Annotated in this window: 11 protein-coding genes; 6 read left to right on the forward strand and 5 right to left on the reverse strand. The window is 76.4% G+C overall.

What is annotated here, in order from left to right; genetic code table 11:
* Window positions 1-5 precede the first annotated feature (5 nt).
* Window positions 6-581, reverse strand: coding sequence for an HhH-GPD-type base excision DNA repair protein (locus tag ACO06A_RS15975; protein WP_421733196.1), 576 nt, complete (start codon window positions 579-581; stop codon window positions 6-8).
* Between the two features lie 66 nt (window positions 582-647).
* Between ACO06A_RS15975 and ACO06A_RS15980 the strand changes: the two genes are divergently transcribed.
* Genes ACO06A_RS15980 through cofC form a run of 6 tightly spaced genes read left to right on the forward strand, consistent with a single transcriptional unit; the run spans window position 648 to window position 9,148 of the window.
* Entirely contained in the window at window positions 648-986 is a 339-nt protein-coding gene (locus ACO06A_RS15980; RefSeq protein WP_421733197.1) for a TM2 domain-containing protein, read from the forward strand.
* A 17-nt stretch (window positions 987-1,003) separates the two neighbouring features.
* The gene (locus ACO06A_RS15985) at window positions 1,004-1,888 is read left to right on the forward strand and encodes an ABC transporter ATP-binding protein (RefSeq protein WP_421736080.1); all 885 of its coding nucleotides are present in this window, start codon (window positions 1,004-1,006) and stop codon (window positions 1,886-1,888) included.
* On the forward strand, window positions 1,885-2,568 hold the full coding sequence (locus ACO06A_RS15990) for an ABC transporter ATP-binding protein (RefSeq protein WP_421733198.1): 684 nt from the start codon (window positions 1,885-1,887) through the stop codon (window positions 2,566-2,568). The genes ACO06A_RS15985 and ACO06A_RS15990 overlap by 4 nt, the downstream gene beginning before the upstream one ends.
* The gene (locus ACO06A_RS15995) at window positions 2,561-5,758 is read left to right on the forward strand and encodes a hypothetical protein (protein WP_421733199.1); all 3,198 of its coding nucleotides are present in this window, start codon (window positions 2,561-2,563) and stop codon (window positions 5,756-5,758) included. The genes ACO06A_RS15990 and ACO06A_RS15995 overlap by 8 nt, the downstream gene beginning before the upstream one ends.
* Window positions 5,755-8,496, forward strand: coding sequence for an FtsX-like permease family protein (locus ACO06A_RS16000; protein WP_421733200.1), 2,742 nt, complete (start codon window positions 5,755-5,757; stop codon window positions 8,494-8,496). The genes ACO06A_RS15995 and ACO06A_RS16000 overlap by 4 nt, the downstream gene beginning before the upstream one ends.
* Window positions 8,497-8,530: 34 nt before the next feature.
* Window positions 8,531-9,148, forward strand: coding sequence for a 2-phospho-L-lactate guanylyltransferase (gene cofC, locus ACO06A_RS16005; RefSeq protein WP_421733201.1), 618 nt, complete (start codon window positions 8,531-8,533; stop codon window positions 9,146-9,148).
* Window positions 9,149-9,154: 6 nt separating this feature from the next.
* Here the strand turns inward: cofC and cofD are convergent, their stop codons facing one another.
* The 4 genes from cofD to ACO06A_RS16025 are packed head-to-tail and all read right to left on the reverse strand — an operon-like array spanning window position 9,155 to window position 12,871.
* Window positions 9,155-10,108 (reverse strand): 2-phospho-L-lactate transferase, encoded by a 954-nt coding sequence (gene cofD, locus ACO06A_RS16010; RefSeq protein ID WP_421733202.1) that lies wholly within the window; start codon window positions 10,106-10,108, stop codon window positions 9,155-9,157.
* Complete coding sequence (locus tag ACO06A_RS16015) at window positions 10,105-10,875, reverse strand: putative F420-0 ABC transporter ATP-binding protein (protein ID WP_421733203.1); 771 nt, start codon at window positions 10,873-10,875, stop codon at window positions 10,105-10,107. The genes cofD and ACO06A_RS16015 overlap by 4 nt, the downstream gene beginning before the upstream one ends.
* Window positions 10,866-11,885, reverse strand: coding sequence for a putative F420-0 ABC transporter permease subunit (locus ACO06A_RS16020; RefSeq protein WP_421733204.1), 1,020 nt, complete (start codon window positions 11,883-11,885; stop codon window positions 10,866-10,868). The genes ACO06A_RS16015 and ACO06A_RS16020 overlap by 10 nt, the downstream gene beginning before the upstream one ends.
* Window positions 11,882-12,871, reverse strand: coding sequence for a putative F420-0 ABC transporter substrate-binding protein (locus ACO06A_RS16025; protein WP_421733205.1), 990 nt, complete (start codon window positions 12,869-12,871; stop codon window positions 11,882-11,884). Before ACO06A_RS16025 ends, ACO06A_RS16020 begins: the two co-directional genes overlap by 4 nt.
* Window positions 12,872-12,985: the final 114 nt, after the last annotated feature.

A 12,985-nucleotide genomic window follows, 5' to 3' on the forward strand; every position in this document is an offset into this window, starting at 1 on the left:
GGCCGTCAGCCGTTCGCGGCCTTCGCCGCGGCCTTTGCCGCCTGCTTGGTGGCGCGGACCTCGCCCAGCGAGACCGGGTCGGTGACGTCGGCGATCGACCGTCGGGCGTCCGGCTCCCCGTAGGCGCCGGCGGCCTGCGCCCAGCCGGCCGGCTGCACGCCGCGCTGCTTGCCGAGCAGCGCCAGGAAGATCCGCGCCTTCTGGTCGCCGAAGCCCGGGAGCGCCTTGAGCCGCCGGAGCACGGTCGGCCCGTCCGGGTCGCCGTCGGTCCACAGCCGGGTGACGTCACCGTCGTAGTCGCGGGCCACCGCGGCCGCGACCGCCTGGATGCGTCCCGCCATCGAGCCGGGGTAGCGGTGCACCGCGGGGGGCGTCGCGCACAGGGCGGCGAACTCTTGCGGGTCGGCCTCCGCGATGCGGTGCACGTCGAGACCGCCCATGCGGTCCGCGATCTTGGCCGGGCCCGCGAAGGCGGACTCCATGGTGACCTGCTGGTCCAGGAGCATGCCGATGAGCAGGGCGAACGGGTCGTCGGTCAGGAGCTGGTCGGCGCTCGGGTCGCCGGTGAGCCACAGAGTCATGAGGATCATCCTCTCGCGAGTGCGGGACGCCCCCAAGGTGGTCTCGCCGGCCGATAGGGTCGCGCCATGTCGACGTACCCGCAGGGACCCTACGGCTACCCGGTGCACGATGCCGGAGCGCCCTACGGTCGGGACCCGTTCACGGGGCAGCCGCTGTCGGACAAGCAGAAGGTGGTCGCCGGGCTGCTCCAGATCTTCCTGGGGACCCTGGGTGTCGGGCGCTTCTACACCGGGCACACGAGCATCGCGGTCACGCAGCTGGTGCTCACCGTCGTCGGGTGGATCACGGCGTTCCTCCTGGTCGGCTTCGTGCTCATCTTCGGCGTCGCGATCTGGTCGTTCGTCGACGGCGTGATGCTGCTCGCCACGGAGACCACCGACTCCCGCGGCCTGAAGCTCCGCTAGGCAGTGCCGTGCCCGTGATGACGCAGGGCGGCCGCCCGCTGGTGGAGTGCGAGTCGCTCGTCCGCATCCACCAGCACGGCTCCGTCGAGGTGCAGGCGCTGCAGGGCCTCGACCTGGTGGTGGGCGCGGGGGAGATGATCGCCGTCGTCGGGCCGTCCGGTGCGGGCAAGTCCACGCTGCTGTCGGTGCTCGCCGGCGCCGACCTGCCGACGGCCGGGAGCGTGCGGGTGGCGGGCTGGGACCTCACGGCGTTGAGCCGCGCGCAGCGGCTGGCCTACCGGCGGGACGTCGTCGGGTTCGTCCGCCAGCAGACCGCGCGCAACCTGGTGCAGTACCTCACCGCGCGCGGCAACGTCGAGCTGCCCCTCGCGCTCGCGGGCCGCGGGCCGCGAGCTCGTCGGGCGCGCGCGGACGAGCTGCTGGAGACCGTCGGCGTCGGCCACTGCGCCGACCGGCTGCCGTCGCAGATGTCCGGCGGTGAGCAGCAGCGCACCGCGATCGCGGTCGCCCTGGCGAACGGGCCGAGGCTCCTGCTGGCCGACGAGCCGACTGGCGAGCTCGACTCCGCCACGGCGCAGGAGGTGTTCGACACCCTGCGGCTGGCGCAGCACGAGGCCGGCGTGACGGTCGTCGTGGTGACGCACGACCCGGCCGTGAGCGACCAGGTCGAGCGCACGGTCGCGGTCCGGGACGGCCGGACCAGCACCGAGGTGCTGCGCCGGACGGAGGTCGCGGAGGACGGTGAGTCCCGGGTGATCGCCGAGGAGTACGCCGTCATGGACCGCGCCGGACGCGTGCAGGTGCCGCGCGAGTACCGCGAGGCCCTGGCGCTGACGCGGCGGGTGCGGCTCGCGCTCGAGGCCGACAGGGTCTCGCTGCTGCCCGACGTGGTCGCACGGTGACCGGGGCTCCGGCGCTCGTGGTGCGCGGTGTGCGCCGCACGTACGGGACCGGGCACACCGCGGTCCACGCGCTGCGCGACGTGTCGTTCGAGGTGGCGCCGGGCGAGATGGTCGCGCTCGTGGGCCGGTCCGGCTCGGGCAAGACGACGCTCCTGAACATCGTGGGCGGGCTCGACCGCCCTGACGCCGGCGAGGTGGTCGTGCACGGCGTCGACGTCACCGCGCTCGACGACGACGGCCTGGACGCCCTGCGCCAGCACTCCGTCGCGTTCGTGTTCCAGACGTTCGGGCTGCTGGCGGACCTCACCGCCGCGGAGAACGTGGGACTGCCGCTGCGGCTGCGACGGCTGACGGTCGAGGACCGTGAGCGTCGCGTGCGGCTGCTGCTCGACCTGGTCGGCCTCGGTGGGCACGCCGAGCAGCGCCCCGACGAGATGTCCGGCGGCCAGATGCAGCGCGTGGCCATCGCCCGCGCGCTGGCGGCGTCGCCGCGCCTGCTCGTGGCCGACGAGCCCACGGGCCAGCTGGACACCGACACCGGCCTGGCCGTGATGGCCCTCATCCGCGGCGTCGTGGAGGCCGAGGGCATGGCCGCCGTCGTCGCGACGCACGACCCCGTGATGATCGCGCTCGCCGACCGCGTCGTGCGGATCGTCGACGGCCACCTCACCGATGCCTGAGCGCCGGGGCTTCCCGGTCGGCCCCGTGGTCCGCCGGGCGGCGGCGCAGTGGCAGCTGCTCGCGGCCGTGCTGGTGGTCATGGTGCTCAGCGGGGCGCTCGTCGGGATCGGGGTGCTGCTCGTGGGCCCAGGTCGTCAGGCCGCTCTCGGCGCCGCGGCTGCGTCGGTCGACGGCACGGGCACGACGAGCGCCGCGAGCCGCGCGGACCTGGTGGTCGTGACCGCACGGACCGACGGGGCGTCCGACGACGACCCGCCGGGCGCCCGGGCCGTGGTCGACGACCTGCTGCCCGCTCTGCGTCAGGCGCTCTCCCCGCTGGACGCGACGGAGTCCGTCTGGGTCTCGACACCGCCCACGCTCCTGCCCGGCGCTCCTGCCCGGCTCGCGTACCTGCTGGACGCGGACACGGTCCAGCAGCACGCGACGGTCGTGGCCGGGAGATGGCCGGCGCCCGGCGGCGGGGCCACGGGCGGTCCGACGGAGGTCGTCCTGCCGTCCGCCACCGCGCAGCTCCTCGGCCTGGCCGTCGGAGACCGCCTCAGCCTCGGGCCGACCCCGCTCACCGTCGTCGGCCTCGTCGAGCACGACGCGTCCGGCGCCTGGGACCGCGATCGCCTGCGCGGGGTGGGAGCCGACGTCGACTCCGGGTGGCTGCCGGTCTACGGCCCGTTCCTCGTGGCTCCGGGAACCGTGCTCGCCGCGGACACGCCGGTCGGCCTCGTCAGCATCGAGGCGGACGCCGACCTCACCGCGCACGCGGACGCCCTGGGTGCAGCGGCCGCCCGGGTGGCCGCGCTCGGGGGCACCCTGGACGGCGTGGCCGGTGACCAGCTGGCCTCCGTCACCGTCAGCTCGCGCCTGCCGGGCTTCGTCGCGGACGCGCGGCGCCAGCTCGACGTCACCGCGGCACTGATCCTCACGACGGTGTTGCTCGTGGCGACGCTGGCGGCCGCGGCGATCGCCCTGCTCGCCCGCCTGCTGGCGACGCGACGCAGCACGGACACGGCGCTCCTGGCCGATCGCGGAGCGAGCCGCTCGCAGCTGGCGGGGGCGGCAGCCGGCGAAGGTCTCCTCCTCGCGCTGGTGGGCGTCGTGGCCGCGGTGCCGCTCGCGGCGCTCGGCTACCGCGCGGTCACGAGCACGGGACCTCTCGCGCAGGCGTGGACCGAGGGTGGCGTCGGTCCGGCCTGGCCGACCACGGAGGGCTGGCTGCTGGTCGCCGGATGCGTGGCGGTCGGCACCCTGGCGCTCGCCGCGGTCGGCGTGGTGCTCGCGGTCCGCGGCGGGGGCCCGTCGCGTGAGGGGCGGCACGTCGTCGCGGGCGGGGTCGCGCGCTCGGGGGTCGACGTGCTCCTCGTGGCGCTGGCCGTGCTGGGCGTGCTCCAGCTGCGCGCCCACCGGTTCGACGAGGGTGCCGCCGACCCGGTGCTCGTCCTGGCGCCCACGCTCGCCCTGGTGGCGGCCGCCGCCGTGGCCCTGCGGGTCGTGGCACCGCTGGGGCGCGGCGCCGAGGTGGCTGCCCGACGCGGGCGCGGGCTCGCCGTGCCGCTCGCCGGGTGGCAGGTGGCACGGGGACGTGCGATGTCCGGCGTGTTCCTCGTCGCGCTCGCCGCAGCGTCCCTGACGTTCGCGCTGGTGTTCCAGGCCACCTGGCTCGCGTCGCAGCGGGACCAGGGCGCCGCCGCCGTGGGCACCGACGTGCGGGTCCCCGTCGACGCCGCGCCCGACCAGGGCGCGCGGGTGTCCGCCGCCGCGGGCGCGCCGGGCGCGGGTGGGGCGGCCGTCGCCGCGGCGACGCACCGCACGGTCACGCTGGGCTCGCGTCCGGGTGGCGTCACGCTCGTCGCCGTCGACACCAGCCGTGCGGATCTCCTGGTCCGGGGGCGGCTGGGTGGCTCGGCCACGTGGTCGGCGCTCACCGAGCCGGTGCGGCCACGCGAGGCGTCCGCCGGGCTCGTCGTGTCCGGGGACGCGGTGCCGATCGAGGTGACCGGTGGCCTCGAGGGGGTGGACGACGTCGGGCTGCCCGCGCACGTGGCGCTCGTGCTCGAGGGTGAGCGCGGCGAGCGCGTCGCCGCGGCCGCGCCGGACGTCGTCCTCGACGGCACTGCGCAGTCCGTGACGGTCGCCGCTCCGAGCGACGCGACGTGGCGCGTCGTCGGGCTCCGGGTGGTGGTGCCGGGTGGGGTGGAGCTCTCGCAGGGGGACCAGGCACGGCTGGAGGTCGTGGTGCGCGTCCCCGGTGCGATGTCGCACGAGGGCGACCCCGCGGCATGGACCGCCTACGCCGGCGAGAGCGCCGACGACGGGGCCCTGGCGGGCCGGCCGGTCGCCGAGGCCGGTGCGGACACCCTCGGCTTCTCGGCCCAGGTCTCACGGTTCGAGCTCGGCTTCACGTCGGTCGAGGTCGTGGTCGCCGGGTTCCGACCGACGGAGCTGGTGCCCGTCCTCGCCTCGGCGTCGTTGGCCGACCAGCTGGGGGTGGAGGTGGGTGACGCACTCGACCTCGGCGTTGCCTCCGTGGTGCTGCCTGCCGTGGTCGCCGGCGTGCTGCCCTACGTGCCGTCGGCCCCGGACGACCCCGCAGTGCTCGCCGACGTCGACACCCTGTCGCGCGCCCTCCTGCAGCGGGGCGACCTGGATCCCGTGGTCGACGAGTGGTGGGTCGCGACCGACCGCTCGGAGGCCGTCGCGGCGGCGACCGGGGGCGTGTCCCGGAGCGCGCTCCAGGACGAGCTCACCGCCGGACCGCTGCGCGCCGCCGCGGCGGTCGCCCTGGCGCTCCTGGTGGCGGCCGCCCTCGCGCTGGCGATGGCCGGGACGGTGGCGCGCGAGCTCGCCGTCGCGCACGACCGCTCCGCGGAGACGGCACGGCTGCGCGCCCTCGGGGTGCCTCGTCGCCTCGTGTCCGCCACGGGCGCCGCTCGCCACGTGATCCTCACGACCGTCGCGATCGGCCTGGGCGCGCTCGCCGGCGGCGGCCTCTCGCTCGTGCTCGGGCCCCTGCTGGTCACCGCGCGCGACGGCGGGGCTCCGGTACCCGGGGCTCTCGTCGTCTGGCCGTGGGCGGCGCTGCTGGTGCTGCTCGGCACCCTGCTGGTGGGCTGCACGCTCGTCGGGCTGCCACCGGCGCGCCGGGTGGCGCGCCGCTCGACCGCGGCGAGCCTGCGGGCGGGGGTCGCCCGGTGAGCCGCCGCGCGCGGCCGGTACTCGACCGGGCTCGTCCGTGGGCCGGAGCGATCCCCGCCGGCCAGGTGGCTCGGCAGGCCTGGGCGACGCGGGGACCTCTGGCGCTCGCTCTGGTGGTCGTCGCACTCGTGACGTTCCTGGCGTCGTCGGCCCCCCGCCTGCTGGACCGCGCGGCGACCGACGAGGTGCGCGCGGCCGCGGGCGACGAGGGCAGCGCGCTCGCCGTCACCGTGCGGGACGGGAGCGACGTGCGGGAGCTGCGCCTCGGCACCGCGGACGAGCTGAGCGCCACCGCGCAGCTGCTCGCCGGGAACCTGCCCGACGAGGTGGCCTCCGCCGTCACCGACCCGGTCGCCTCCCTCGTCGGCCCTGAGCTGGCGGCGGGCACGGTCGGGGGAGTTCCCGTGCTGCTCCGGTTCGCGTACCTCGCTGCCGACCGCGGTGACGGTCGGGGGGCGCGCGACGTCGCCGACCCGGCCGCCGACGCGGTCGCGTGGGTCAGCGGCGGCCCACCGACGACGACGATCGATCCGGACGACGTCACGGGCGGGGAGCCGCTCCCGGTGGAGGTCGGGCTCTCGGAGCAGGTCGCCGACGCCCTCGGCGTGGGCGTCGGGGACGCACTGACGGTCGTGGACCCGGACGGGGTGCGCATCGACGTGCCGGTCACCGGCGTGTTCCGACCGGTCGACGCGGCGGCGCGTGTGTGGCGTGCCGCGCCGACGATGGTCTCGCCGCGGACGGTCGGCGGTCCGGCCGGCCGGGTCGCGGTGTCCGCGCTCACCAGCGCCGCGTCCGTGCCCGCTGCCCGCTACGACCTGCCGGAGGACCGGCTCGTCGTCTCGTACACGTTCGACGTCGTGCCCTCCCGCCTCGACGCCCGGTCCGCAGGCGAGGCGGCGCGCGCGGTGCGCGCCCTGGCGGCTGCTCCGCGCACGCTTGGGCTGCCCGCGTCGAGCCCCACCGTCACCACGCGGCTCGACCGGCTGCTGGAGGACGCCCAGGACCGGGTGGAGGCGACGACCGCGCAGGCCGCGGTCGTGCTCTCCGGCGTCGTCGCGGCCGCGCTCCTCGTCCTGGTCCTCGCCGCCTCGCTCCTCGTCCGGCGGCGAGCGACCGTGCTCGCCCACCAGAGGGCGCTCGGCGCGAGCCTGTCCACGCTCGCAGCCGCCGCCGCGGCGGAGTCTCTCGCCCTGGTGGCCGTGGGTGCCTGCGTCGGGCTGGCTCTGGCGGCGGTCGTGGTTCCCGGCCCGGTGCCCTGGGCCTGGGTCGTCCCGCCGCTCGTGCTCGCCGCGCTGATCCCCCCGGTGCTCGCCGCACGCGTCGGCGGGCGCTCCACTGCACCGCCGCCGGCACGTCGGACCGGGCAGGCGCCGGGCCGAGGTGCCACCCTGCGGCGCCCCCTGGTGGAGGCGACCGTCGTGCTGCTGGCGGCAGGCAGCCTGCTCACCCTGCGGGCCCGAGGAGCGCGGTCGGCGGCGGGGAGCCTCGGCGCCGACCTCGTCGTGACCGCCGCTCCGGTGCTCGTCGCCGCGGCGGTCGCCGTGCTGCTGCTGCGCCTGCTGCCCCCGGTCGCCCGGTGGGCGCGGCGTGCGACGGCGCGGACGCGCGGGCCGATCGCGCTCGTCGCCGTGGCGCGCACGCCGGTGGCGGTGGTGCCCGTGCTCACGCTGGTGCTGGTCGCGGCCATGTCCACGGTGGTGCTCGCGCTCCAGGCGACGGTCCGCTCCGGCCAGGAGGCCGGCTCGTGGGCCACGGTCGGAGCGGACGCGGTGCTGACGGCTGCCCCGGTACCGGGGTTGCCCGAGGACCTGACGGCCGCCCGGCCCGGAGCTCCGGAGGTCCTCGTCGCGACGGCTCGCGTGGTCGAGGGCACGCAGCTTCTCGGCGACGGCGTCGACGAGATCGCGCGGCTGGTGGCGGTCGATGCCGTGGCCGAGGCGCGCCTGCTCGCGGCGACCCCGACGCCGGACGCACCTGGGCTGGTCACGCTGGCCGGTGGGGACTCACGGGCGGTCCCCGCGCTGGTGGTCGGCGTGGGTCCGGGGGCGACCGCGCTGACGCTGCGGTGGGAGGGCGAGGCGATCCCGCTGGAGGTCGTCGGTGTCGCTCCCGCCCTCCCGCTCGCCGAGGCCTCGTCCTCGGTCACGGTGGTCGTCGACCGGGCGGCCCTCGCCGACGCGCTCGGCCGACCGGTGCCGGCGACGGTGGCCTGGGTGGCCGGCCCGGGGGCGGCGACCGTGACCGCGCAGGCCACGGACGACGTGGTCGTCACCACGCGGACGGGCGTGCTCGGCGAGGTGCGGTCGGCCCCGACCGCCGCCGCGTTCGACCGGATGCTCCGCGCGGCCGGAGCGGTGCTCGCGGGACTCGGCGTCGCCGCGGTGGCGCTCGCGGCGGCCGCCGGTGCCGTCGACCGTCGCCGTGCGCTCCTGCAGCTGCGCGCCCTGGGCCTGCCGCGTCGGTCCGGCGGGCGGCTGGTGCTCGCGGAGCTGGTGGGTCCGGTGCTCGGTCCGGCCGTCGCGGGGGTGCTCACCGGCGTCGCGCTGAGTGTGCTGATCGTCGGGGCGCTCGGCCTGCAGAGCCTCACCCACCAGGCCGGGCCGCCCGTGCTCGTCCTGCCGTGGTGGGTGCTCGGCACGCTGCTCGGTCTCATCCTGGCGGTGAGCGTCGTCGTCGCGGTCGAGCGCCCACGGCCGGGCCACGAGCAGCTCAGCCAGATGATGCGGTCCGGCTGACCACGTTCGCCGCCCGATGGGGCAGGATGCGTCCGTGCGATGGGTCGTGGTCATCCCGGTGAAGCTCGGCGCCGAGGGGAAGACCCGGTTGGCGGACGCGCTGTCGCCCGGTGCGCGCGAGCGGCTGGTGCGGGCCATGGCGGTCGACACCGTGGCCGCCGCGTGCGCGGCGCCGTCGGTGCACCGGGTGGTCGTCGTCACGGCGGACCCGGTGCTGCGCACGCTGCTCGCGACCTCGACCGACCTCGTCGACGACCCCGGCGGCGGGTTGAACGCGGCCCTGCGGGCGGGCGTGGAACGCGCCAGGGAGCTCGCCCCGGACGCGGGCGCCGCGATCCTGCTCGGCGACCTGCCCGCGCTGCGGCCGGACGACCTCGCCGACGCCCTGGACATGGCCGCGGGTCACGACCGGGCGGTGGTGGCCGACGCCGAGGGTTCGGGCACGACGCTCCTGGCGGCGCTGCCGGGCGTCACGCTGGACCCGCAGTTCGGGGCGGGGTCGAGCTCCGCCCACGAGCGCGCGGGCCACGTGCGGCTGGACGTCGCGGCGACCTCGACGGTGCGCCAGGACGTCGACGTCCCGGCTGACCTCGTGTCGGTCGAGGGCCTCGGGGTCGGACCCGCCACGCACGAGGTCCTGGGCCTCGGCTGACGGCGGTCAGGGCAGGCGGTCGACCAGGGCGAGGGCTGCGGCCGCGATCTCGGCGGTGGTGTCGACGTCCGTCATGAGCGTGGGCACGGCGCGGGCGATCCAGCCGCCGGCCTCGAGCTCGCGGAGCGCGCCGGAGTCCCGCTCGTCGACGAGCCAGGCGTCGAGGACGCCGTCCGGGCGCCGGCCGTAGTGCCGCGCGACCCCGACCGCGCTGGTCTCGACACCGATCGCGGTCAGGCACGCGTCGGCCATCCCGCGCACCGGCGCCCCGCCGACGATCGGGCTCACGCCGACGACCGGCGCCGCCGTGGCGCGCAGCGCGTCGCGGATCCCCGGGATCGCAAGGATCGTGCCGACGGAGACCACGGGGTTGGACGGGGGGATCACCACGACGTCCGCGTCCGCGATCGCGGCCAGCACGCCGGGGGCCGGTGTCGCGGCGGCCAGGTTCGTCTGCACGAAGCGGCGGGCGGGCAGCGCGGCGCGGTACCGCACCCACCACTCCTCGAAGTGCATCGTGCGGCCGTCCTCGACGACGACGTGCGTCTCCACCTCGTCGTCGGTCATCGGCAGGAGCGTCACGCCCGGCTGCCAGCGCTCGGCGAGCCGGGCGGTGACCTGCGACAACGGCAGACCAGCGCGCAGCAGCTCGGTCCGGGCCAGGTGGGTGGCCAGGTCCAGGTCGCCGAGGGTGAACCAGTCCCAGCCGAGGCCGTACGCCTGGAGGTCGTCGCTCACGCGGCGGGACTCGTCGCGGCGGCCCCAGCCCTGGTCCTCGTGCACCGCCCCGCCGAGCGTGTACATCAGGGTGTCGAGGTCCGGGCAGACCCGGACGCCGTGCAGCCACATGTCGTCGCCGGTGTTGGCGATCACGGTGACGTCGGCGTCGGGCAGGAGCGCCCGCAGGCCGCGGGTGAACCGCGCGCCGCCGACGCCCCCGGACAGGACGGTGATCCTCACTGCGGCCTCCGTGGCTCGTGGAACGCGATGACCGGGCGGCCGGTGCGGGGGTGCTCCAGGATGTCGGCCTCCACGCCGTAGACCTCCCGCAGCAGGTCGGGGCGCAGCACGTCGCGCGGGTGCCCCGCCGCGGCGAGGTGGCCGTCGGCGAGCAGGAGCACGTGCTCGCAGAACGCGGCGGCGAGGTTGAGATCGTGCAGGGCCGCGACCGTCGTCGTGCCCAGGTCCCGGACGAACGCCAGCAGGCTCAGCTGCGCGCTCACGTCGAGGTGGTTCGTCGGCTCGTCGAGCAGCAGGAGCTCGGGCTCCTGGGCCAGCGCTCGGGCGATCTGCACGCGCTGGCGCTCGCCGCCGGACAGCGAGGACCAGGGCCGGTCGGCGAGGTGGTCCGCCTGCGCGCTGACCAGGGCGCGGTCCACCGCGGCGTCGTCGGGATCGGTGCCCCACAGGCTGCGGTACGGGATCCGGCCGAGCGAGACGACCTCGCGGACCGTGAGCGGGACGGTGCTGGTCGACTCCTGCTCGAGCAGGGCGATCCGGCGCGCCCGCGCCTTGCGCGGCAGCTCGTGCACGGCGACGTCCTCGACGAGCACGGCGCCCTTCTCCGGCGGCAGGAGGCCCGCGATCAGGCGCAGCAGCGTCGTCTTGCCGGCGCCGTTGGGGCCGAGCAGGCCGGTCAGGTGACCGGCGGGAGGGGTGGCGTCGATGCCGTCCACCACCCAGCGGCCCCCGAGCCGGGTGCCGACGCCGTCCAGGGTCAGGTCCATGCCGGTCCCGTCCCGCGCCGCAGCAGGTAGGCGAAGACCGGGACGCCGATCAGCGCGGTGACGATGCCGACGGGCAGCTCGCGCGGGTCGAACACGGTGCGCGCGAGCGTGTCCGCCCAGATCAGGAACACCGCGCCGCTCAGGGCCGCGACCGGGAGCAGCCGCCGGTGGGCGGGGCCGGTCAGCGACGACACCGCGTGCGGCAGGATCAGCCCGACGAACCCGATGGCGCCGCTGACCGCGACCATCGCGCCGGTGAGCAGCGCGACGACCGTCATGAGGGTCCAGCGGGTGCGGTCGACGTCGATGCCGAGGGCCGCCGCGGAGGTGTCCCCGAAGGCGAACGCGTCGAGCCGCGTGGCGCTGAGCACCAGGACCGTGCCGACGGCGAGCACCGCGACGCCGGCGATGACCACGGAGCCCCAGGTGGCGCCGGCCAGCGAGCCCAGCAGCCAGTTGAGGATCTCCCGGTAGGAGTCGCCGGTGGCGGTCCAGAAGATGACGAAGCTGGTGCCGGCGGCGGCCATCTGGGACACCGCCAGTCCGGCGAGGACGGTCCGGCCCGGGGACAGGGTGCTCCCCGAGCGGGCGAGCGCCAGGGTCGCGACGAGCGCCAGGAGGGCACCGGCGAACGCGGCGACCGGCAGCAGCAGGCTCACGCCGACGACGAGCACCGCGACAGCCCCCAGCGACGCGCCGGACGACAGGCCGAGCAGGTAGGGATCCGCCAGCGGGTTGCGCGTCAGGCTCTGCATCACCGCGCCGGCGAGCGCCAGCCCCGCACCCACGGCCGCCGCCGTGAGCACCCGGGGGAGGCGCAGGTCCCAGACGATCGCGTCGTGCAGCCGGGGGATCGCGTCGACCGGCAGGCCGAGGTGCCCGCCGATGCTGCGGGCCACCTCGGCCACCCCGAGATCGGCGGGGCCGATGGCGACCGCGACCAGAACAGTCACGACGAGGGCGGCCAGCCCCGCGAGGACGAGCAGGACCAGGGGCGCGCGGGCCTTCACCCCAGCTCGGCGAGCTGCTCGTCGAGCGACGCCACGGCCTCGGCGTTGCGTACCCCCGCCTCGCCCGCCGCGAACGGGACGGTGAGGTACCGGTGCTCGCGGACGGCGGTGAGCTGGCTCGTGGCGGGGTTGGCCTCGAGCAGCCCGATCTTCTTCTCGGCGGTGTTCCAGGCGGCGTCGACGAGCACGATGACGTCCGGGTCCGCGGCGACGACCTGCTCCCAGCCGGCCGACGTCCAGGTGTCGTGCACGTCGGCGAAGATGTTGGTCAGGCCCGCCGCGTCCATGATCATCTGCGGCGCGCCGATGCCCGCGCCGACGTACGGGGTGTCCGACCCGGAGCTGTACCAGAGGGCGGTCGTCTCCTCGGCGGGCTTGGCCGAACCGTCGAGCGTGGCCTCCTGCTCGGCGATCAGCTCCTCCGCGCGCTCCGGAACCCCGAAGATCGCCGCGACCTCGCGGATCTCGTCCGCGACCTCGTCGAACGTGAGCGGGTCGGGCATGTAGCCCTCCTCCTTGCACGCCGCGGGGGACACGTACGTCCCGATCCCGAGGTCGTGCAGGGCGGTGCGCTCACCGACGCCGTCGGCCGAGAAGTTGGACTCCCAGCCGCCGTAGACGAAGTCCGGGCCGAGCGCGAGCAGGGCCTCCTGGCCGGGCACCTTGTCCGAGACCACCGGGATCGCGTCGTACGCGGCGGCGTAGTCCGGGGGCACCGGGCCGTCCGCGAACGCCGTGCCGATCATCACGTCCTGGAGGCCGAGCGCCAGGAGCAGCTCCGTGGCGGTCGACTTGATGGTCACGACCTTCGTCGGCGGGGCGTCGATCGTGACCTCGGTGCCGCAGTTGTCGACCGTGACGGGCGTGAACGTCGCGCTCGCGCTCGCAGTCGGCGTCGCGGGCGCGTCGGGGGTGGACTGGGCGGAGCACGCGGCGAGGGCGAGAGCCGCGGTGGTGGCGAGGACGACGAGACGAGTTCTGGGCATGGGGTGCGGGCTCCGAGGGTTCGTGCGGGCGCGGGGCGGTGGTCGTTCACGCGCGGGGGGTGGGGTGCACGTCGCACCTCCGGAGGGCCGCCCAGTCCGGGCGGCGCGACCCGG

This window comes from Cellulomonas sp., assembly GCF_965229465.1.
GTDB lineage: Bacteria > Actinomycetota > Actinomycetes > Actinomycetales > Cellulomonadaceae > Cellulomonas.